This window comes from Propionibacterium acidifaciens DSM 21887, assembly GCF_000426605.1.
Classification (GTDB): Bacteria; Actinomycetota; Actinomycetes; order Propionibacteriales; family Propionibacteriaceae; genus Propionibacterium; species Propionibacterium acidifaciens.
In genome coordinates this window covers 1-21,126 of sequence record NZ_AUFR01000025.1, presented here as the reverse complement: position 1 = coordinate 21,126, position 21,126 = coordinate 1, and the positions used below count along the sequence as shown (strand labels likewise).

The 21,126-nt window shown below is 72.4% G+C and carries 19 protein-coding genes and 2 pseudogenes; 14 read left to right on the top strand and 7 right to left on the bottom strand.

Annotated elements, in window-relative coordinates; translation table 11 throughout:
• Position 1: 1 nt before the first annotated feature.
• From K336_RS0109170 to K336_RS0109160, 3 genes are all read left to right on the top strand, one after another.
• Entirely contained in the window at positions 2 to 1,087 is a 1,086-nt protein-coding gene (locus tag K336_RS0109170) for an ABC transporter permease (RefSeq protein WP_028706865.1), read from the top strand.
• Positions 1,081 to 1,896, top strand: coding sequence for an ABC transporter ATP-binding protein (locus tag K336_RS15640; protein WP_081660734.1), 816 nt, complete (start codon positions 1,081 to 1,083; stop codon positions 1,894 to 1,896). Before K336_RS0109170 ends, K336_RS15640 begins: the two co-directional genes overlap by 7 nt.
• Positions 1,897 to 2,351: 455 nt before the next feature.
• Complete coding sequence (locus K336_RS0109160) at positions 2,352 to 2,888, top strand: NADPH-dependent FMN reductase (RefSeq protein WP_028706864.1); 537 nt, start codon at positions 2,352 to 2,354, stop codon at positions 2,886 to 2,888.
• Between the two features lie 127 nt (positions 2,889 to 3,015).
• Here K336_RS0109160 and K336_RS0109155 read toward each other — a convergent pair whose 3' ends face one another.
• Entirely contained in the window at positions 3,016 to 3,705 is a 690-nt protein-coding gene (locus K336_RS0109155) for a uracil-DNA glycosylase (RefSeq protein WP_021797422.1), read from the bottom strand.
• 184 nt (positions 3,706 to 3,889) lie between these two features.
• Between K336_RS0109155 and K336_RS15635 the strand changes: the two genes are divergently transcribed.
• Both K336_RS15635 and K336_RS17065 read left to right on the top strand, forming a co-directional pair.
• Positions 3,890 to 5,308, top strand: a complete 1,419-nt coding sequence (locus K336_RS15635; RefSeq protein WP_021797423.1) for an AI-2E family transporter — start codon at positions 3,890 to 3,892, stop codon at positions 5,306 to 5,308.
• Between the two features lie 61 nt (positions 5,309 to 5,369).
• A complete protein-coding gene (locus K336_RS17065) occupies positions 5,370 to 6,341 on the top strand; it encodes a hypothetical protein (RefSeq protein ID WP_021797421.1) in 972 nt (323 codons plus the stop codon).
• Positions 6,342 to 6,705: 364 nt separating this feature from the next.
• On the opposite strand, the gene greA is transcribed toward K336_RS17065, so the two are convergent.
• The gene (greA, locus tag K336_RS0109140; protein WP_021797424.1) at positions 6,706 to 7,206 is read right to left on the bottom strand and encodes a transcription elongation factor GreA; all 501 of its coding nucleotides are present in this window, start codon (positions 7,204 to 7,206) and stop codon (positions 6,706 to 6,708) included.
• Between the two features lie 67 nt (positions 7,207 to 7,273).
• Here greA and mca point away from each other — a divergent pair, with 67 nt between their 5' ends.
• Positions 7,274 to 8,200 (top strand): mycothiol conjugate amidase Mca, encoded by a 927-nt coding sequence (gene mca / locus K336_RS0109135; RefSeq protein ID WP_043121397.1) that lies wholly within the window; start codon positions 7,274 to 7,276, stop codon positions 8,198 to 8,200.
• A 236-nt stretch (positions 8,201 to 8,436) separates the two neighbouring features.
• On the opposite strand, the gene uppS is transcribed toward mca, so the two are convergent.
• Positions 8,437 to 9,246: a polyprenyl diphosphate synthase gene (gene uppS, locus K336_RS0109130; protein WP_028706862.1), complete on the bottom strand. Its 810-nt coding sequence runs from the start codon at positions 9,244 to 9,246 to the stop codon at positions 8,437 to 8,439.
• A gap of 132 nt (positions 9,247 to 9,378) precedes the next feature.
• On the opposite strand from uppS, the gene trhA reads away from it, so the two are divergent.
• A complete protein-coding gene (gene trhA / locus K336_RS0109125) occupies positions 9,379 to 10,056 on the top strand; it encodes a PAQR family membrane homeostasis protein TrhA (RefSeq protein ID WP_051245576.1) in 678 nt (225 codons plus the stop codon).
• 86 nt (positions 10,057 to 10,142) lie between these two features.
• Positions 10,143 to 10,553 (top strand): hypothetical protein, encoded by a 411-nt coding sequence (locus K336_RS0109120; RefSeq protein WP_028706860.1) that lies wholly within the window; start codon positions 10,143 to 10,145, stop codon positions 10,551 to 10,553.
• A gap of 689 nt (positions 10,554 to 11,242) precedes the next feature.
• Here K336_RS0109120 and K336_RS15625 read toward each other — a convergent pair.
• Positions 11,243 to 11,485 carry an exodeoxyribonuclease VII small subunit gene (locus K336_RS15625; protein ID WP_043122619.1) on the bottom strand — a complete coding sequence of 81 codons (243 nt, stop codon included), beginning with the start codon at positions 11,483 to 11,485 and terminating at the stop codon, positions 11,243 to 11,245.
• A 172-nt stretch (positions 11,486 to 11,657) separates the two neighbouring features.
• On the bottom strand, positions 11,658 to 12,947 hold the full coding sequence (gene xseA, locus K336_RS15620; protein ID WP_021798298.1) for an exodeoxyribonuclease VII large subunit: 1,290 nt from the start codon (positions 12,945 to 12,947) through the stop codon (positions 11,658 to 11,660).
• 426 nt (positions 12,948 to 13,373) lie between these two features.
• On the opposite strand from xseA, the pseudogene K336_RS15615 reads away from it, so the two are divergent.
• Positions 13,374 to 14,333: pseudogene (locus K336_RS15615) on the top strand (4-hydroxy-3-methylbut-2-enyl diphosphate reductase); the annotation flags it as partial.
• A gap of 488 nt (positions 14,334 to 14,821) precedes the next feature.
• On the opposite strand, the gene K336_RS0109100 reads toward K336_RS15615, so the two are convergent.
• A complete protein-coding gene (locus K336_RS0109100; protein WP_028706859.1) occupies positions 14,822 to 16,069 on the bottom strand; it encodes a DNA recombination protein RmuC in 1,248 nt (415 codons plus the stop codon).
• A gap of 146 nt (positions 16,070 to 16,215) precedes the next feature.
• Between K336_RS0109100 and K336_RS0109095 the strand changes: the two genes are divergently transcribed.
• The 5 genes and pseudogenes from K336_RS0109095 to K336_RS19375 all read left to right on the top strand — a co-directional run.
• Positions 16,216 to 17,478, top strand: coding sequence for a M18 family aminopeptidase (locus K336_RS0109095; protein WP_028706858.1), 1,263 nt, complete (start codon positions 16,216 to 16,218; stop codon positions 17,476 to 17,478).
• A 40-nt stretch (positions 17,479 to 17,518) separates the two neighbouring features.
• Positions 17,519 to 18,610 (top strand): redox-regulated ATPase YchF, encoded by a 1,092-nt coding sequence (gene ychF / locus K336_RS0109090; RefSeq protein ID WP_028706857.1) that lies wholly within the window; start codon positions 17,519 to 17,521, stop codon positions 18,608 to 18,610.
• A 142-nt stretch (positions 18,611 to 18,752) separates the two neighbouring features.
• Entirely contained in the window at positions 18,753 to 19,013 is a 261-nt protein-coding gene (locus K336_RS0109085) for a type II toxin-antitoxin system Phd/YefM family antitoxin (RefSeq protein WP_021797566.1), read from the top strand.
• Positions 18,982 to 19,269: a Txe/YoeB family addiction module toxin gene (locus K336_RS0109080; RefSeq protein ID WP_450091336.1), complete on the top strand. Its 288-nt coding sequence runs from the start codon at positions 18,982 to 18,984 to the stop codon at positions 19,267 to 19,269. The genes K336_RS0109085 and K336_RS0109080 overlap by 32 nt, the downstream gene beginning before the upstream one ends.
• A gap of 285 nt (positions 19,270 to 19,554) precedes the next feature.
• Positions 19,555 to 20,004, top strand: a pseudogene (locus K336_RS19375) (class I SAM-dependent methyltransferase); the annotation flags it as partial.
• Positions 20,005 to 20,022: 18 nt separating this feature from the next.
• Here the strand turns inward: K336_RS19375 and K336_RS19950 are convergent.
• A partial coding sequence (locus K336_RS19950) for an IS630 family transposase (protein ID WP_081660732.1) occupies positions 20,023 to 21,126 on the bottom strand: 1,104 nt, incomplete at its 5' end.

Below are 21,126 nucleotides of genomic sequence, written 5' to 3'. Positions count from 1 at the left end.
CATGAGCGCAGTCGGACCGGAGCGCCGGGGCACCGCGCCCGGGGCGGACGCGGCGGGCACGGCGTCGGAGCGCGAGGCGGCCCTCGTCGCCGACCCGCAGGTCGTCGCCGAGCTGGTCCGGCGGCACCGGCCGCACAGCGTCGACCACGCCCTGGCCGGCGCCGCCGTCGCCCTGTGGGCCGCCGTGGCGATCGTCGTCGCGCTCGTGCCCTCCACCGGCGCCTATCTCGTGAAGGGGGAGGCCCAGGCGTTCTGGCTCGCCGTGGCGTTCACCGCCGGGCTCGGCGCCGCATGGCTCGGCTCCCGCGTCTGGGCGGCGTCCTCGCGCTGGCTCGGCGCCTGGGCGCCGTGGTGGATCGCCACCGCCGTCGTCGTCCTGGCCTGGGAGCTGCTCACCGCCAAGACCGGCGCCCTGCGCCCGCCGTACGTGCCGAGCCCCGGCCAGATCATCGCCGAGGGCTGGTCCGACCGCGCCCTGCTGGCCCGCTCGGTCGGCAACTCGCTCCTGCTGCTCGCCGCGGGTGTCGCCGTGGGCGGCGTCGTCGGCCTGGCCACCGGCCTGTGGATGGGCTGGTCGAGGCGCGCCGGCTACTGGCTCGACCCGATCGTCAAGTACATCGGCCCGGTGCCGACGCTGGCGTGGATCCCGATCGTCTTCATCGCCTTCCCGAACTCGTTCAGCGCGGCCGTCTTCCTCGTCTCCCTCACCGTGTGGTTCCCGATGGCGGTGACGACGAGCGCCGGCATCCGCGGGGTCTCCCGCGAGTACTTCGACGTGTGCCAGACGCTCGGCGCCTCCACCCGCTTCCTCATCCTCAGGGTCTCCCTGCCCGCGGCCCTGCCGAGCATCTTCACCGGCGTCTTCATGGCGCTGCCGACGGCCTTCGTCACCCTGACGATCGCCGAGACGCTCGGCGTGAACTCCGGCCTGGGCTGGTACATCAACTGGAAGAAGGGCTGGAGCGCCTACCCCGCGATGTACGCGGCGATCGCCCTCATGGTGATCATCTGCGGCTCGCTGCTGACCGCCGAACTGGCAGTGCGCAACCGCGTGCTGTCCTGGCAGAAGGACCTGACCCGATGGTGAACACGATCCCAGGGGGCGCGGCCCCCGAGAGCACGGGCCCCGGGGGCGCCGCCACGGCCGGAGGCGGCGCCGTCGACGCCCTGAACGTCGTGCAGGCCTTCGTCTCGCACCGCAGGCCGCTGCCCGTGCTCGACGACGTCTCGCTGTCCGTCACGCCCGGCCGGTTCGTCTCGCTCGTCGGCCCCTCGGGCTGCGGCAAGTCGACCCTGCTGCGGCTCATCGCCGGACTCGACCGGCCGATCCGCGGCGAGATCTTCGCCGACGGGTACCGGGTTGACGGCCCCGACCCCTCGCGCGGCGTCGTCTTCCAGGACCCGACGCTGCTGCCCTGGCTGACCGTCGAGCAGAACATCGGGCTCGGCCCGCAGGTGCGCGGCGTCGCCGACCGGCCGGACGAGCGCGAGCGCGTCGACGAGATGATCGAGATGGTCGACCTCGGCGGCTTCCGCCGGGCCTACCCGTCCGAGCTGTCCGGCGGCATGGCCCAGCGCGCCTCGCTGGCCCGCGCCCTCGTCAACCGTCCGCGCATCCTCCTGCTGGACGAGCCGCTCGGCAAGCTCGACGCGCTGACCCGCTCGACTCTCCAGCACGACATCGCGAGGCTGTGGGAGGCGCGGGGCTTCACCGGGATCATGGTCACCCACGACGTCGAGGAGGCGCTGCTCCTGTCCGACCGGGTCGTCGTCTTCTCGCCGCGCCCGGCCCGGGTGATCGCCGACCTGCCCGTCGCGCTCGAGCGCCCGCGCGCCCGGGACGATCCCGGTTTCCGCGCGCTGCGCCGCACGATCCTCGGCCTGCTCGGGCAGTGAGGGGCTGCTGGGCGGCAGGGAGAATTCGCACCGCCGCCGGCCGGTGATGGGGCCGACGGGGCACCGCCGGGCGGGCCGGGGGCGGTCCCCGCCCGGCGGTTCCATGGGCGACGGGCGCCCGACTCCGGACCGGGCGCCCGTCGCCTGCGCCCGACCCTGCGTCCTCGGGCGTCTCCCGCACCGCGCCCTCGGGCGGCATGCGCCGGGCACGGGTCCCGACCGACGGGCCCTGCGCCGCCCCGGCCCGCCCGCCGGGGCGCTCCTCGTGCCGTGCACCGTGCCGTGCGCTCCGATGTGCGCGCTGCCCGCGTTTATTCTCTCGTCAGCCCGTGGAGGAAGAACAGGCCCAGAGCTTTTGACTCATGTCTCGACGAATTAGCTTCGTGCCATCGGCCGGTCGTGCCGTGCCCGGGCGAACAGGACCCCAGGAGTGAAAGAGTGAAGGGGAGAACAGGATGAGGATCGGTATCGTGCTCGGCAGTGTCCGGGAAGGGCGCGCGGGCGAGCCCGTCGCGAACTGGGTGCTCGAGAGGGCCAGGACCCACGGGGGCGCCGACGTCGAGTTCATCGACGTGAAGTCCTTCGGCCTGCCCGTCTTCGACGGCGCCTACCTGCCCGCCATGGCGGACAAGAAGTACGACGACCCGGCCGTCCAGGCCTGGAGCGACGCGGTCGACGCCTGCGACGCCTTCGTCATCGTGACCCCCGAGTACAACCATTCGGTGCCCGGCGGCCTGAAGAACGCCGTCGACCACCTCGGCGGCGAGTGGCTGGGCAAGCCGGTCGCCTTCGTCGGCTACGGCGCCGACGGCGCCGTGCGCGCCGTGGAGCACTGGCGGCAGATCTTCGGCAACTTCGACGCCAAGGCCATCCGCGCCCAGCTGTCGATCAACATCTTCGCCGAGATGACCGAGAACGGCTTCGTCCCGAACGAGCGCCGCGCCGGCGAGCTGGACGCCCTGCTCGACTCGCTCATCGCGGCCGTCGGGTGAGCACGCCCGGTACCGGACGGCCGACGGGCCCCGCGGCGGCGGCGCTGCGGGGCCCGACTGCGTTCCCGCGCCGGGCGGCGCGTTCCGGCACGACGACCGGCGCCCGAGCCCCGGTCCCATGCCCGCCTCAGCGTCCGTTCAGGTCCCAGTCGATGGGCGGGGCCCCGGCCGCGGCGAGCGCCAGGTTCGCCCGGCTGAAGGGTCGAGAGCCGAAGAAACCCGAGCGGGCCGACAGCGGGCTCGGATGGGACGACTCGATCACGGGGATCCCGCCGGCGGTGAGCATCGGGGCCAGCGACCGGGCGTCGCGTCCCCACAGGATCGCCACGAGCGGGCCGCCGCGGGCGACGAGGGCGTCGATGGCGGCGCCGGTGACCTGCTCCCAGCCCTTGCCACGGTGGGCGGCGGGACGGCCGGGCTGGACGGTCAGGCACCTGTTGAGCAGCAGGACGCCCTGCTCGAACCACCCGGTCAGGTCGCCGTGCGGGGCCGGGGCGATGCCCAGGTCGTTCTGGAGCTCCAGGTAGATGTTGGCGAGGCTCTTCGGCAGCGGGCGGACGTCGCGCCCGACGGCGAAGCTGAGGCCGATCGGGTGCCCGGGCGTCGGATAGGGGTCCTGGCCGACGATGAGCACCCGGACGTCGGCGAGCGGCCTGCTGAAGGCCCGCAGCACCCGGTCCCCATCGGGCAGGTAGCCGCGTCCGGCGGCGATCTCGGCGCGCAGGAACTCGCCCATGGCGTGGATCTGCTGCTCCTGGCCCGCCAGGGCCTGTGCCCAGTCGGGCGCCATGAGCTCGCTGATCGGGTGGACTGCCATGATGCCTCCTCCTGCGCGGTCCGGGCGCCCGCGCATCACAGAACAGGGTAGCGGCGCGCACCCGGGATGATCATCCGAGCCGGGGCCCGGTTCGTCGCCCCGCGCATCCGGGCCCGGACGCTGGCGCGAGGGCTCGCCGCATGGCTCCCCGATCGGGTCCGCGCCGCATGGCACACTGGCCGACATGGCAGTCTCGACCGGCGACAGCAGCTCGCGCCACCGTCGCAACGCGCTCACGGGCCTCGGCGGGCGCATCCCGCGGCTCGGCGTCTCCGCGCGCGGGCGCGTCCACGGGCGCGAGGACGGGCCCGGGCCGGACCCCGACCCCCGGGCGTCCGACTCGATCACGCTCACCGCGGAGCAGCTCACCGCGCTGCGCGGCGCCAGTGTCGAGAGCTTCGTGCCGCGTCCGCTGCGCATCCTCGCCGCGTGGAGCTGGCGGATCCTCATCGCCGCGGCCTTCGTCGCCCTCCTGTGGTGGCTCGGCTCCCAGCTGTCCGAGGTCGTCATCCCCCTGGCTGTCGCCCTGCTCCTGTCCGCCGCCCTCCAGCCCCTCAACGCCCGCATGGTCCGGCACCGCTGGCCGAGGTGGCTCGCCTCACTGGGCTGCCTCCTGCTCGTCGCGCTCATCGTGCTCGGCCTGCTCAGCCTCGTCGGGGCCCAGATCGCCACGCAGTGGACGCAGCTCGTCGACCAGGCCATCGCCGGCGCGCGGGGATTCGTGGGCTGGCTGGCCGACAGCCCGCTGCACATCAACGCCGAGCAGATCGACTCGCTCGTCTCGCAGGCCACCGACTGGGTGCAGCACTCGCGCGCGACCCTCGCCGCGGCCGCGGCCACGGCGGGCTCGAGCATCGGCAGGTTCTTCGCTGGCGCGGCGATGGCCCTGTTCGCGACCTTCTTCTTCCTCAAGGACGGCTCGCGCCTCGTCGACGGGGGAGTGCGGCTCATGACGCGCGCCAGCCGCCTCACGGTGATGCCGGCCATCGTCTCGGGCTGGGCCTCGCTGTCCAGCTATGTGCGGGCCGCCATCGCGGTGGCCGCCGTCGACGGCATCGGAGCCGGCATCGGCGCCGCGGCCCTCGGCTCGAACCTGTGGCTCGCCATCATGGCCCTCACCTTCGTCTGCGCCTTCGTGCCGATCATCGGCGCCATCACCTCGGGCGTCGTCGCCGTCGCGGTCACGCTCGTCACCCTCGGCCTCTGGAAGGCCGTCATCATGCTGGCCATCTTCGTGGCCGTCATGCAGCTCGAGTCCCACGTGCTCCAGCCCCTGCTGCTCGGCCGCGCCGTCTCGATCCACCCGCTGGCCGTCCTGGTCGGCATCGCGGTGGGCATGTCGGTGGCCGGCATCGTCGGCGGCGTCTTCGCCATCCCCATCGTGGCCTTCGTCACCGGCGTGCTGCGCGCCATGCACCCCGACGAGACGGCCGAGGACGAGCTGACCACCGCCGACGAGGTGCTCGACGCCGAGGAACGGGTCGCCGGCGACACCGCCGGGGGCATCGGGGACGACGCCACGAGCGCAGGCGGAAGCGCCGTCGGGCGGGCCGGGGAGGCCCCCGCCGGCCCCGAGGACGGGGCGCCCCCGGACGACCCCTGAACGGTGCGGCCGCGGGGCGGGACGGTCGGGGCCGGGTCGGCCGATCCCTTATATTGACGCCATGAGCGATTCCCCCGAGCTTGACGCGATCCTGTCCGAACTGGCCCGCGGGGCCATCGACACCGCCGAGGCCTCCCGGCGCATCGCCGCGCTGGAGCGGGCCGAGGACGAACCCGAGGCGCTGCCCGGCGCCGTGAGCGCCCGCCCCATCCCCGAGCTGACCGGCAGCGGCGGCATCAACGCGGTCACCATCCGCGCAACCGGCCAGCGGGTGCGCGTCATCGGCGACGAGGCCGTCGACACCGTCGTCGTGAGCGGCCAGCACACCCTGCGCCGGCGCGCCGACGGGCTCGACATCCTGGCCACCGGGCACCTCGGGCCGAGCGTCAGGGGCTTCTCGCCCATCCACCCGCCCCGGAGCGCCGACGACCTCAAGCAGCTCGGGCTCGGGGCGGCCCTCGTGGTGAGGGTCAATCCGCACATCCAGGTGAACACCCAGCTCTCCGGGGGCTCCCTCGTGGGCCGGGGCGTCCCGCACTGGGGGCGCGTGCGGGTGAGCGCCGGCCTCACCAGGCTGAGCGATGTCGCCCAGCTGAACGACGGCCTCTTCCAGGCCGGCTCGGCCGTCGTGAGCGGCCCGCTCAGCCGGGGGGCCAACGTCCTGCGCGTCGAGTCGGGCGGCCTCGTCGTCGAGCTCACCGCCGGCGCGGACGCCGCGCTGAGAGCCAGGAACCAGCTCGGCGCGGTGCGCTGGCCCGGCGGCAGGGGCGACCGCTTCGACGAGTACGTCGTCGGTCGGGGGCAGGCGCGCACGGAGCTGTCGGGCGTCATGAGTCGCATCGTCGTGCGCGACCCGGTGGCCTTCCCCGAGGAGGCCGACAGGCCGACCGCGGGCGATTGGCTGCGTGTCGGCGGGGAGCGGCTGCGGGACGGCGCCCGCCTCGTCGTCGAGAGGGTCCGCGAGGTGCAGGCCGCGCACCAGGACGCCCGTGACGGCGGCGCGGAGGGCTCGGAGACGCCCATCGGGCGGTGATTCCGGCCGCGGGGGACTCGTTCTGCAGCGTCCGGGCGGCATGCCGACCAGCATGCGGCAGCGGTTCCGGTGCGTCGGTCGGGACCATGGGGGTCCCGACCACGGGTCACGGCCGGGCGGTGCACGAACCCGCTCGGTATGGCGGACGTCCCACGCGCGCACGGCGGCGCTCCACCTCCATGACGTGCTGCGGCGCCGGAAGGCCGACACCGCCCCTGCGCACGCGGCGGCGCCGTGCGCGGTGACCGGTCGGTTACGAGTCCCTGAGTAGATCGTCGACGAGACCACCGTCGTGCGTGCGAGGGCGGTCGGTCGGGGCGCAGCGCGCTCCGAGGTGGTGGCCCGGCTGCTCGGCCCCGGCGGTTCAGGCGCGCGATTCGATCTTGACGATCGTCACGCTGATCTGCCGGCCGTTGGGCGTCTCGTAGGAGACCTCGTCGCCGGCCCGGTGCCCCAGCACGGCCGCGCCGAGCGGGGACTGGGGGCTGAAGACCTGGGTGTCCAGCGAGTCGTCGGCCCCGAGCATCTCGCGGCTGCCCAGCAGGAAGACGTCCGTGTCGTCGGGGTCGCCGTCGTAGGCGATCGTCACGGTGATCCCCGCGGCGACCTCCTCGGGCTCCTCCTGGGCGCCACCGACATCGGCGGTACGCAGCATCTGCTCCAGCTGACGGATGCGGGCCTCCATCTGGCCCTGCTCCTCGCGCGCGGCGTGGTAGCCGCCGTTCTCCGACAGATCGCCCTCGGCCTTCGCAGCGCCGATCTTCTTCGCGATCTCCGCACGGCCCCGCCCCTTCAGGCGGTTGAGCTCCTGGGCGAGCTTGTCGTACGCGTCCTGCGTCATCCAGATCGTCTGCTTGTCGGTCATTGCTCCATCCTATGACGGCTGTGGACACGGTTCGGTGCGTCGAGCGTGAGCGTGCACAATGAGGATCATGCCAGTGCCGGGAGGTCGAGAAGGGGCGGACGAGGGGCTCCGTCTGCTGCACGTGCACGCCCACCCCGACGACGAGTCGAGCAAGGGGGCCGCGACGACGCTGAGGTACATCGCGGGGGGCGCCCGGGTGATGGTCGCGACCTGTACCGGCGGAGAGCGCGGCAGCGTGCTCAACCCCAAGATGGACCGCCCCGAGGTCTGGGAGAACATGCCCGAGGTGCGCCAGGGCGAGATGGAGGCCGCGCGCGCGATCCTGGGCGTCGAGCACCGTTCGCTGGGCTTCATCGACTCCGGCCTGCCCGAGAGCCCCGACGAGCCGCTGCCGGAGGGCTGCTTCGGTCTGACCGATCCCGTCGAGGCCGCAGCCCCGCTCGTGCGGGTCATCCGCGAGTTCCGTCCCCAGGTGATGACCACCTACGACGAGAACGGCGGCTACCCGCACCCCGATCACATCCAGTGCCACCGCGTCTCCATGGCGGCCTTCCGCATGGCCGCCGACCCGGACGCGCTGCCCGAGTCGGGGCCCGCCTGGCAGGTCAGCAAGCTTTACTACCAGGTGAGCTTCCACCGGGCCCGTTTCGCGGCCTTCGACGAGGCGATGGCCGCGGCCGGTCTGGGGCACCCGTACGCGGAGCGGCTGGCCCGCTGGGGCAACCTCGACTACGAGCAGCGCATCACGACGCGGGTGCCCTGCGGCGACTACTTCGAGCGCAGCGATGACGCCCTGCGCGCCCACGCCTCGCAGATCGACCCCGACGGCGCCTGGTTCCAGGTGCCGGTCGAGATCCGTCGGCGCGTCTGGCCCACCGAGGACTACCAGCTGGTCTACTCGGCGGTGCCGACCTTCATGCCCGAGACGGACCTGTTCGCCGGCCTGCGCGCCGGCGCGCAGGCGCCCGACCCGGCCGACACGTGGGTCATCTGAGCCCACGGGCCACCGGGGCCCGGAGCGGGCGGGGCGTGCCCGCGACGCCCGGCCCGACCGGAGCGGACCGCCCGGACGGCCCGTCCGAGGGGCGGGTGCCCTGAGGGTGCGTGCGGGCCGCCGGCCCCGACGGGTCGCTCGTGCCGGCGGCCCGGCCGGACGGTTCACGTGCCGAAGAGGCGTTCGCGTGCCGGTCCGGAGACCGCTGCACGAGGCATCCCAGTGGCCACAAGGCCTCACTTGCCGAAACGGCGTTCGCGCTGCTGGTAGGAGCGCAGGGCGCGCAGGAAGTCGATCTTGCGGAAGTCGGGCCACAGCGCCTCGCAGAAGTACAGCTCCGAGTGAGCGCTCTGCCAGGGCAGGAAGCCGCTGAGGCGCTGTTCTCCCGAGGTGCGGATGAGCAGGTCCGGGTCGGGCTGGCCGCGCGTGTAGAGGTGCTCCGAGATCTGGTCGACCTCGAGGGTGCGGGCGAGCTCCTCCAGCGTCGTGCCCCGCTGCGCCTCGGCGGCCAGCAGCGAGCGGACGGCGTCGCGCAGCTCGTGGCGGCCCCCGTAGGCGACGGCCATGTTCACCTGGGTGCCGGAGTGCCCGGCGCTGGAGCGCTCGGCGCTGCGCAGGCGCTCGGCGATCGTGGCGGGCAGCAGGTCGAGGTCGCCGACGATCATCACGCGGTGCCCCGGGACGGCGGCCAGGTCGTCCGTGAGCCGGGTGATGACCTCCATGAGGGGGTTCAGCTCGTCGTCGGCGGAGCGCTGGAGGTTCTCGGTGGACAGCACCCACAGGGTGACGGTGCCGATGCCGATCTCGTCGCACCAGCCGACGAAGTCGCACAGCTTGGCGGCGCCGGCCTGGTAACCGACCTCCAGGGGTCGTCCGGGGGCGTTGAGTCGGGCCCAACGGCGGTTCCCGTCGGCGAGGACCGCGACGTGGCGGGGCAGGGAGCGCGGGTCGAGGGCGCCGCGCAGCCGATTCTGGTAGGTCGTGTAGATGAGACCCTCAGGGCTGAGGCGATCGATCGCCCTGTTCACCATGTCCCGGCGCGCCATGGGCCAAGACTACAAGCCGCCACGGGGCCGCTGTCGGCGTCGGGGGAGGATCAGGTGATCGACAGGGGAGGAGACTTCCCCGGGACCCTAACCTACGGTACGGTAAGTTAGGTGATCCCAGGTGATGAGCAGATGCCCTTGCAGTCCCGTCCCGGCATCGTCCGTGCAGCGCCCCCCTCCGAGTCCAAACCCCGCCTGCGCGGCTGGCTGCACGCCGTCACGGCCCCGCTGCTGCTGCTGGCCGGGCTCGCGCTCATCGTCGTCACGCACTCGCTGGCCGGGCGCGTCAGCGAGGCGATCTACCTGCTCACCGGCCTCATGCTCTTCGGCAACTCGGCCGTCTACCACCGCGGGCACTGGTCGGGGCGGGTCGGCGCGGTGCTGCGCCGCTTCGACCACTCGAACATCGCGATCTTCATCGCCGGCACCTACACGCCCCTGGCCGTCCTGCTGCTGCACGGCGGTTCCCGGGCGGTGCTGCTGTCGCTCATCTGGGGCTGCGCCGTCGCCGAGGTGGCCTGCCGCAACCTGTGGATGAACGCGCCGCGCGTGCTCTACACGGTGCTCTACGTCGTCATGGGCTGGACGGCCCTGTTCTGGCTGCCCCAGTTCTGGCGGGCCGGCGGGCCGGCGGTCGTCTGGCTCCTCCTCGCGGGCGGCCTGTGCTACACGGCGGGCGCCGTGTGCTACGCCCTCAAGAGACCCAACCCCTGGCCCGCATGGTTCGGCTTCCACGAGTTCTTCCACACCGGCACGGTGCTCGGCGCCGGGTGCCATCTCGTCGCGATCTGGCTCGCCTCCTGTCGGTGAGTCCGCCCCTCGGTTACTGTGGATGAGACCCGATGGGGCCGCCCCAGTCGGAGGGGCTCCCCGCGGACAGGAGCAATGAGGGAGCAATGGTCATCAACGGCGACGAGCCGCGGGACACCACCGGCGGCGACGGGACCGACAACGACGAGGAGGCCGCCGGCGACGCGGTCGCGGCGGACGACCGGGCCGGGGCGGACGGCGCGGCGGAGCGCGTCGACTGGCGCCACCCGAGACCCGAGCAGGGTGCCGAACGGGTGCCGAGCGGGCTCGTGTGGCACAACCCGGGCTTCATCCCGCAGACCCGCCGCCCCGTGTCGACGCACAGGCTCGACGAGGACCTCGAGCGTCACTTCGACTCCGGGGCGGTCGCGGTGACGACCACCGCCCGGGACGACGAGGCCGGCGGGCGGATCCCCCCGGAGCAGCCGGCCGGCCCGGACCGCGCGGAGGCCGATTCGGCGGACGACGTCGATCCTGACGAGGACATTCTCGACTGAGAGGTCGTCCTCGCGTTCATGCCCATGAGCACCACGGCCATGGGGGCGGGGTTCCTCGCGCAGTGCTCGACGGTCGTGCGGAGGGGCCCCGTCGCAGGAGGACGGGAACATTCTCGACCGAGGGGCCGTCCTCCGAGGGACCGTCCTCGGGCCCGGCCGCGACGCCCGCCCAGGCCCCGGTCGCCCGGACCCTGGCGGGAGGACGCTCCCGGGGCCTGCGTCCGGCCGGTCGCTCGATGGAGGCGGACCACCGGCGCGGGGCCGCGAGGGGCCGACCCCGGGGTGCCGGCTCGGGCTCTGCGGGGGTGGCGGGTTTCCGGGTCTTGATGGGTCAGGGCGTAGGAACCCGGTCCTCACAGAGGCCGGAACCAACTAACCGAGCCTCCACGAAACCCGGGCAATACACCCCCATGATCCCGTCGCCCGGCCCGCCGGACAGGACCGCTGCACCGTGAAGGGCGCACCAGCGACACGACTACGAGCAACCCGACAGGGCCACGCCCGACCCCGAACCCCCGCTCGACCGTCCCCGCCGGAACCGGGAACCGCGGTGACCAGCCCGCGAACACCAGACCGACCACGCATCGCACGACACACCGCACCCCGATCCCGACACCCGGCAACGAACAAGCACCTCACGCAACCAGCACAAGAGCACCCCACCCCACCCGGCAGAGAACACCCGCACATCAGCCGTCCTGCGCGGCGGGTTCGTCGTCGGGCCGGCCGCCGTCGGGCTGCGCCGTCCGGCGCGCCTCGTCGATGAGCCTGCGCGCCCCGTCGAGCTCGGCCTGGCAGTAGGCGGCCAGTTCCTCGCCGCGCTTCCACAGCTGCATCGACTCGGCCAGCGGCACACCGCCGGACTCGAGCCTCGCAACGACCTCGGCCAGTTCGGCGCGGGCCTGCTCGTAGCTGGGTTTCTCGTCCGCCATGGGTTCTCCTTCCGTCGGTCCCGCCCGTCGCTGCCCGTCGGGACTGCTTCCACTGGTCGTGTTGTCGGGCTGGTCGTGGCCCGGGGGTCGTGCCTCCACGCGGGCCGCGGGCGCGCGGGCCGTGCCACCCCATTCACGTGCCGCCATTCACTGTCGCATCCGATGCGGGAACTCAACGAGGGGCGCGGGCCCGGGTCGCGTCCCCCGCCGGATCAGCCGGCCGGGGGCCGGGGATCGCGTCGTCCACCTCGACGACCAGCCGGCCGTCCGCGAGGAAGACCATGAGCTGCTCGCCGGGCTCCGTGTCGCCGACCGAGGCGACCGAGGCGTTGTCGGAGTCGGCGATGATCGCGTAGCCGCGCTCCAGGGTGGCCTTCGGGGACATGGCCCGCACTTGGGCCAGCGCATGGTCGACCGCCTGGGACTCCTCGGCGACGATGCGGTCGATCGTGGTGCGCAGCCGCAGGCGCGCCATCTCGAGCTGCTGCACGTGGCCGGCCAGCGCCGAACCGGGGTCGCGGAGCACCGGACGCGAGGCGAGCCGGCCCAGCTCGTAGTACTCGGAGCTCACGCGGGCGTCGATCGCGGTGCGCGCCCGGCCCAGGAGCTCGGCGACGTACCGCTGCTCGTCGGCGGCGTCGGGGACGATGCGCTTGGCGGCGTCGGTGGGGGTCGAGGCCCGAAGGTCGGCGACGAGGTCGAGGATCGGGGTGTCGGGCTCGTGACCGATCGCGCTGACCACCGGGGTGGCGGCCGCGGCGACGGCCCGGACGAGCCCCTCGTCGCTGAAGGGCAGGAGGTCCTCGAGGGAGCCGCCTCCGCGGGCGATGACGATGAGGTCGATCCGCGGGTCGGCGTCGAGCTCGACCAGCGCCGCGGCGACCTCGGCTGCGCTGCGCGGGCCCTGCATGAGCGCATGGCGCACCTCGAACCGGGCGGCCGGCCAGCGGCGCAGCGTGTTGGTGAGCACGTCGCGCTCGGCCGCCGAGCCGGCACCGGTGATGAGGCCGATGCGGGACGGGACGAAGGGCAGGGGCCTCTTGCGGGCCGGGTCGAACAGGCCCTCGGCCTGCAGGGCGCGCTTGCGCTGCTCCAGCTCGGCGAGCAGCCGGCCCTCGCCGGCGATCCGGATGACCGAGCACTCGAACGACAGACGGGCCGTCTTGTTCCAGACGCGCGGGCGCAGGCAGGCCAGGACGGTGGTGCCCTCGGTGAGGGGCCCGGCCGCGTCGAGCACGGCGTTCGTCGCGGTGGCCTGCGCCGAGACCTCCAGGGAGGTGTCGCGCAGGGTGAGGAACTGCATGCTGTAGTTGGCCCGGCGGCGCAGCTCGATGATCTGGGCGCTCACCCAGACCCATCCGCAGCGCTCGACCCAGCCCTTGAGCATGCCGACGACGGCGCCCAGCGGCTGGGCGGTCTCGGGGCTGTTGCGCGGGCCCTGCTCGGTCGGTGTTCCAGGCATGCCCCTCACGGTAGTCGGCGCAGCCGACGGTCCGGGGCGCCGGGCGGCAGGCGGCTCCGGGGGGTACCCGTTCTCCTGTCGGTCGTCTCGATGGTGTCGGTCGAGCCGCATGGCCGTGTCGTCCTCGGCGTCCGGGGAGCATCCGTCCTCCCGCCGGTCGCCCCGACGAGGGCTCCCGGAGGCGAGGGGTCCCGGTCCCGGGCGTCGGGGCGCAGCGGTTGTCGGCGTGGACTCCGGAAGGATCGGCGAGTTCCGCTCACGGGCGCCGGAACGCGGCCGCCGACCCGACCCGGCGGGGGAACTCGTAGCCCGATGGCGAGCCCTCGGCACGTGGACGACGGCCAGGGTGCCGAGCCTCCTTCGGCGGGCCCTCAGCCGTGAAGAATCCGGGGCCGGCCCGGATGACGGGGCCCGTAGACTGGCCGCATGAGTGATGCGTCGGCCTCCCAGCCAGCCAAGCGCGTCGTCGTGGCGGCGCCCCGCGGCTACTGCGCGGGCGTGGACCGCGCCGTCGTCACCGTTCAGAGGGCCCTGGCCGTCTACGGGGCGCCGGTCTACGTGCGCAAGCAGATCGTCCACAACAGGCACGTCGTCGAGACCCTCGAGCAGGAGGGCGCCGTCTTCGTCGACGAGCTCTCCGAGATGCCGTCCGGCTCGCTCGTGATCTTCTCCGCCCACGGCGTCTCCCCCGCCGTCCGCGCCGAGGCCGTCGAGCGCGGCCTGCGCACCATCGACGCGACCTGCCCGCTGGTGACCAAGGTGCACCACGAGGCGAGGCGCTTCGCGAAGCAGGGCGTGCCGATCGTGCTCATCGGGCACGCCGGCCATGAGGAGGTCGAGGGCACCACCGGCGAGGCCCCCGACGACATCACGCTCGTGCAGACCCCCGACGATGTCGACGAGCTCGACATCGACCCCGGCGCCCCGCTCGCCTGGCTCACCCAGACGACGCTCAGCGTGGACGAGACCCGCGAGACCGTGGAGCGCCTGCACGAGCGCTTCCCCCGTCTGATCGACCCGCCGAGCGACGACATCTGCTACGCCACCCAGAACCGCCAGGGCGCGGTCAAGCAGATCGCCGGGCACTCCGACCTGGTGATCGTGGTGGGCTCGCGCAACTCGTCGAACTCGGTGCGGCTGGTCGAGGTGGCCCTCGAGAACGGCGCGCGGCGGGCCGAGCGCGTCGACAACGCGGGCGAGATCGACCCCGCCTGGCTCGAGGACGTGACGACGATCGGTATCACCTCGGGCGCCTCGGTGCCCGAGCGGCTCGTGGACGGCGTGCTCGAGCGGCTGGCCGAGCTCGGCTACCCAAGGGCCGACGAGGAGCGCCTGGTCGAGGAGTCATTGAGCTTCGCCCTGCCGCCGGAGCTGCGCGCGTGCCGCGCCGGCGGGCCCGGCCGCAGGACCCGCTCCCCGCTGGCGCCTCGGGCCGTCGGGCCGGTCGCGGACGCGCCGGGTGCCGAGGATCGGCCCGCCGCGCCCTCCGAACCCGCCGTCACAGGGGCCTGACCGGGCCTGACTGCGCTCTCGGGCCGCCTCGCCGACGGGCGGCCTGCCCGCTCCCGCCTCGGCCGGCGCACTCCTCGGGCGCCGGCCGAGCACTGTCCGGGTGGGGAGGATGAGGGGGCCGGGTCTCCTCGGCGCGTCCCGGCGCATGACGCCCTGTGCTCACGGTCCGTGCTCACTGCGCCCACGGTCGCCGCCTCCGTGACCCCGCCGCCTCTTTTCTGATCGGAGCGGGGGCGCAGGGTCCTCCTGGTTCGCGTCGGTGTCCCGTCGGGCCCCTCGGCGCGCCTTCGGTCGGCGCGCCTTCGGATTGCCGGAGCGCCGGTCCTGGCCGCCGGTCTCCTTCATGATCATCCCCATGATCCTCAGCACGCCTTCGGATTGCCGGGGCGCCGGTCCTCGTCGGACACCAGCTCGGGCGCCGTCATGACGCGCGGGCTCGTCTCGACGGCGCGCGGGCTCTCCAGCTCGCCGTCGGAGCCCTGCAGCTCGTTGATCCGGCGGGCGCTCACGAGCACGCGCTGCTCGAGCGAGCCGATCGTCCTGTTGTAGGCCTCGACGGAGGTCGCCAGCGACCGGCCCAGCTTGTCGAGGTGGCCGCTCATCGTCGCGAGGCGCTCGTACAGCTCGCTGCCGAGGGCGGCGACCCGGCGGGCCGACTGCGCGAACGCCGCCTGCTTCCAGCCGTGCTGCACCGCGCGCAGCATGGGGATGAGGATCGACGGGCTGGCCAGGAAGACCGAGTGGGCGGCCGCGTACTCGTGCAGATCGGGGCGCCCGTCGAGCGCGACCTGGAGCAGCGCGTCCGACGGCAGGAAGAGGATCACCATCTCGGGACTGCCCGCGTCGAGCCGCCAGTAGTTCTTGGCGCCCAGCTGGTTGATGTGGGTCACCACGTTCTTCACGTACTGGCCGAGCAGGGCGGTGCGCTGGTCGGGGTCGTCGGTGGCGAAGGCGTCGATGAAGTTGCCCAGCGGCGTCTTGGCGTCGACGAAGATCGCCCTGCCATCGGCCATCGCCACCCGCATGTCGGGGCGCAGGCCGCCGTCGTCGGTGGCGACGGTCACCTGCGTGTCGAAGTCGCAGCGCTCCACCAGCCCGGCGATCTCGACGACGCGGCGCAGCTGCGTCTCGCCCCAGGCGCCGCGCACCTGCGGCTGGCGCAGGGCCGTGACGAGGGCCGCGGTCTCCTTGCGCAGCGACTCGCTGCTGGAGGCGACGGTCTCGACCTGGCGGCGCAGGTCGGCGGCCCCCTGGGCCCGGTCGCGCTCGACCTGGAGCAGACGGTCGTTCATCGCCTGGAGACTCGTGCTGATCGGCTCGAGAAGGCTCCTCGTCTGGTCGAGCCGGGCCTTGGCCGTGCGGTCGACGCTGACCGCCTGTCGCTCGGCGGTCGCGGCCGACAGGCGCTGGAACTCGTGGGCCATCGACGTGCGGTCGGAGGTGATCGCCTGGAGCTGCGCGGCGGAGGCGTCGCGCTCGGCCTTCGCTCGGGCGAGCTCGGTCCGCTGCTCGCCCGCCTGCGAACGCGCCTGCGAGCGGCCCAGCAGGAAGCCGACCGCCAGGCCGACGGCGATCAGGACGAGGGCCCAGATGAGTGTCGTGGCGTCCATGGCCCGAACTTTTCCAGCGGGCACTGACGATTTCCCGAAGGGGCTCGTCGGGTCGCGATTCGCGGCGGGGGGCGGCATGGCCCCCGCCGGAGGACGATCCGCCGGTGCGGTCGGGTTGTGCCGGCGCGGCTTGGTTCAATGGGGCCATGGCCGATCCCACGGATTTCATGACGGGCTTCGCGCAGTTCATCACTGCCGGCCCCACCAGCTACCACACCGCCGCCGTCATGGCGCAGGGCCTCGCCGAGGCCGGTTTCACGCGGCTCGACGAGCGACAGGAGTGGGGGAGCGTCGCGGGCCGGCGGTTCCTCGTGCGCGGCGGCGCGCTGGTCGCCTGGGTCGCGCCCGACGGGCTCGACGACGACGCGGGGGTGCGCATCGTCGGCACGCACACCGACTCGCCGGCGCTCACTCTGAAGCCCTCCCCGTCGTTCGTCCGCGCCGGCTGGCAGCAGGCCAACGTCGAGGTCTACGGCGGCCCGCTGCTCAACTCCTGGCTCGACCGCGAGCTGGGCCTGGCGGGGCGCGTCGTCACCCTCGACGGCGTCGAGCGCCTCGTGTCCACCGGCCCGGTGCTGCGCGTCAGCCAGATCGCGCCCCACTTCGACCGCGGCGTCAACGAGCGGCTGACGATCGACCGCCAGTACGAGCTCGTGCCCAGCTACGGGCTCGGCGACGAACCGGACATCGTCGAGTGGGTGTGCTCCCGGGCGGGCGTCCCCGCGGGCGAGGTCGCCTTCGGCGACATCCGCGTCGTCCCGACCCAGGCTCCGGCGGTCTTCGGCATCGGGGGCGAGTTCTTCGCCTCGGCCAGGCTCGACAACCTCTCGTCGACCTATCCGGCCTACCGGGCGATCGGGGAGACCCGGCCGGGCCGCGACATCGCGCTGTTCGTCGCCTTCGACCACGAGGAGGTCGGCTCGGGCACCGCCTCCGGGGCGGCCGGCCCGCTCCTGTCCGACGTTCTGGCGCGCATCGCCGACGGCTACGGGTTGGGCGTCGACGCCCGCCGCGCCCTGCTGGCGCGCAGCTCGTGCATCTCGGCGGACGCCTCGCACGCGGTGAACCCCAACCACACGGCCAAGTACGACCCCCTCGTCCAGCCGGCGATGAACCGGGGGCCGGCCCTCAAGGTGAACGCCCAGCAGCGCTACGCCACCGACGCGATCTCGACGGCGCTGTGGGAGCGCGCCTGCCGCGCCGCCGGGGTGCCGCACCAGGTGTTCGTCTCGAACAACGACGTGGCCTGCGGCACGACGATCGGGCCCCTCACCGCCCAGCGGCTGGGCGTTCCGACGGTCGACGTGGGCGTGCCGATCCTGTCGATGCACTCCACCCGCGAGATGTGCGGCACGAGCGATCCGGAGCATCTGTGCGCGGCGCTCCGCGCCCACTGGGCCGGGGCCTGATCGGCGCCGGAGGGGCGGCGGAAGGGTAACCTGGGCGGACGTGGCACTCACCATCGGAATCGTCGGCCTGCCCAACGCCGGCAAATCGACCCTGTTCAACGCTCTGACCCGCAACGACGTGCTCGCGGCGAACTACCCGTTCGCGACGATCGAGCCCAATGTCGGCGTGGTCGGGGTGCCCGAGCCCCGACTGGCGGTGCTGGGGAGGATGTTCGGCTCGCAGCGTCTCGTGCCCGCCACGGTGAGCTTCGTCGACATCGCCGGCATCGTGAAGGGCGCCAGCCAGGGCGAGGGCATGGGCAACGCCTTCCTCGCGAACATCCGCGAGGCCGACGCGATCTGCCAGGTCACCCGCATGTTCGAGGACGCCGACGTCACACACGTCGACGGTTCGATCAACCCGGCCTCCGACCTGGAGACGATCACCACCGAGCTGGTGCTCGCCGACCTGCAGACGATGGAGAGGGTGCTGCCCAGGATCGAGAAGGAGGCGGCGATCAAGAAGGAGTCCCGCCCCCGCGCCGCCGCCTACCGCGAGGCCTACGAGGTGCTCGGCGCCGGCAGGGGCGTCTTCCAGGCCGGGCTCGATCTCGAGCCGCTGCGCGATCTGTGGCTGCTCACCGCCAAGCCGTACATCTACGTCTTCAACTGCGACCAGGACGAGCTGGCCGACGAGGAGCTGAAGGCCCGCACCCGCGAGCTCGTGGCCCCTGCCGAGGCGATCTTCCTCGACGCGAAGTTCGAGGCCGAACTCGTCGAGATGGACGAGGACGAGGCCCGCGAGTTCCTCACCGAGATGGGCGTCGACGAGCCGGGCCTCGACAAGCTGGCCCGCGTCGGGTACGACACGCTCGGCCTGCGGAGCTTCCTCACGGCGGGCGAGAAGGAGTCCCGCGCCTGGACGATCCACAAGGGCTGGACCGCCCCGCAGGCCGCCGGCGTCATCCACACCGACTTCGAGAAGGGCTTCGTCAAGGCCGAGGTGGTCAGCTACGACGACTTGGTCGAGTACGGCTCGAAGAAGGAGTGCCAGGCCGCCGGGAGGGTGCGTCTGGAGGGCAAGGACTACGTCATGCAGGACGGCGACGTGGTGGAGTTCAGGACGGGGCTTGCAGCTGGGGGCAAGAAGTGAGTGAGGGCGAACCCGAGGACCCGAGCACCAGCAGGTCCTGCTCTCCGCTCTTGACGCGTTCGTCCAGGTCGGTTGAATCCACCGATGATCGCCGCCTCGGAGTGGTACCGTGATCCGGTACGAGCGATCGCGAGGAGGGTTCATGTCGATCAGTGCCAGTGAGGCTCGCAGGACACTGTTCCCGCTCATCGAGCGGGTGAATGCGGATCGTGATGCGGTCGAGATCGTTTCTCGTCATGGCAATGCCGTCCTGATGCCCGCCGATGAGTACGCGGAATGGCAGGAGACGGCCTACCTGTTCCGCTCTCCAGCCAATGCCCGTCGTCTGCTGGACGCTTGCGAGCGCGCCCGGGGCGGTGAGGTTGTCGTGCATGAACTCGATCGATCGGGTGAGGACGCCTGAGATGCGCCTGGTCTGGGTCGATTCTGCGTGGGAGGACTACGAGCACTGGCAAACGGCTGACCGCAAGATCCTCAAGCGTGTCAACACGCTGATCGACGCATGCCTGCGCGACCCATTCGACGGCATCGGCAGACCGGAACAACTCAGATACGGCGCGCCGGGCGCGTGGTCTCGGCGCATCACGGAGGAGCATCGTCTGGTCTACCTCGTCGACGGCGACGATCTGATCATCCTGCAGGCGCGCTACCACTACTGAGCCGTCAGTGCTGCTCACCGGCCGCACTGGCCGGCGAACACCGTGTTCTCGAGCATTGGTGCGTACCGCTGCGGCACGAGCAGCAGCTGGACCAGCCCGACGAGCGTCGGGACGATCTGGAGGACGGCCACGGCCAGTGGGCATCCTCGGACGGCCCCCACGATGCCTTCTTCCTCGGCGCAACAGGCATGCGACGTGCCCGCTCATGCATCCTGTGCACGTCCACGCCCTCGCCCAACGTCTCCGGCCATGGAGATCAAGTGATCGCTCGCCTGGACTCGCCGCGTGAGTCACGCCAGCCCCACTGCTCATGACGAGGCAGTCCCCGACCCCAGCGACCCCGCGTACTGGGACGCGCGCTACGGCGAGTCCGGGCGGGTCTGGAGCGGTGACCCCAACGGCGCACTCGTCGACGAGGCGGCCGGTCTCGCACCCGGCCGTGCCCTCGACGTCGGCTGCGGTGAGGGGGCCGACGCCATCTGGCTCGCCTCGCAGGGCTGGCGGACCACGGGGCTGGACGTCTCGATCGTCGCCCTCGAACGGGCCCGGGCCAACGGGGCGAAGGCCGGAGTGGGCGTCGAGTGGCTGCATGCCGGCCTGCTCGACGCAGACCTGGACCCCGGGTCGTTCCAGCTCGTCTCGGCCCAGTACCCGGCGCTGGGACGCACAGCGGATCGAGCGGCGGAACGCCTGCTGACCAGCCTGGTCGCCCCCGGCGGGACGCTGCTGTTCATCCACCACGACGTGTCCGGCTCACCCCACGGGCATCACGGCGACTTCGGCGGCGTCGTCATACCGCAGCATGTCCTCCGCGTCTTGGACGACGGCTGGACGATCCTGACCAATCAGACGCGCCAGCGGCGTGTCAGCGGGGGAGCGGGGGCCCTCCACACCAGGGACATCGTCCTGCGCGCCCAGCGGACCCGCTGAGAAAAGGGGCTCTTCACAATTGACGGCGTAGTTGGGGTCTGAAGCCGCCGGTTTCGAGGAGGCTTCGGGTGATGTATGGCCGTCATGAAACAGGATCGTTTCTGGTTTCGCGGGGTGGGGGTGTTCGAAGTCGTAGTCGAATGTTCGGCCGGTGACGTATGAGGCGAATGCGCCGAAGGTTTCTTCGGGGGTCTCGTGCTGGATGGTCGCGATGTTGTTCTTGGCCGCGTTCCGGACGTGCTCGACCGGGTTGTGGTCGGGCGCGTACGGCGGCAGATAAACCGGTGTGATGCGCTCCAGCAGCCGGCCGGGCTCGTGGAGGCCGGTCAACGCTCTCGCGTGGTGGGATCGGGCGTTGTCCAAGACGACCGCGATCTCGCCGGCCTCGGTTTCGCGTTGAAGCCGTTCCAGCGCGAGGATCGTCTGCTCGGTGTTCTGGTTCTGCTCGATCGGGTACGGCGTGACTGTTCTGCTGGTCGGGGGAGGGCGTCGGAGAAGGACTGGGACGTCTTCTGCCGGTCCACGGACCGGTCTGGTGCGCTGTCCTTTCGGGGGCTGCATGCGGCGGGTCCGGGCCTCGTGCTCCAAGCGGGCCTCGTCCGCCGTGCAGACCTCCCGGCCCTGGTCCAACAGAGCATTGACTTGGGTTTTCACCTCGGCCATGCGTCTGGTGATGGCTTTCTCGTCGCGGTGCTCGTCGAACGGGTCGGGCAGCTCGAGACTCAGCCCGCACAGGCGCAGGAGCAGCTGATACGAAGAATCCGACTCGTACTCCACGTCGAACATGATCTTCACGACGTCACGTATCGTTGGGACGTCCCAGAACTCGGCGTGGACACCCGACCGGGAGGGCGGCCGGGCCAGGATGGCCTTGAGTTCTTCCTCCTGGGTGCGGGTGAGTTTCGCCGCGTTCTGGTTCCCGGCGTG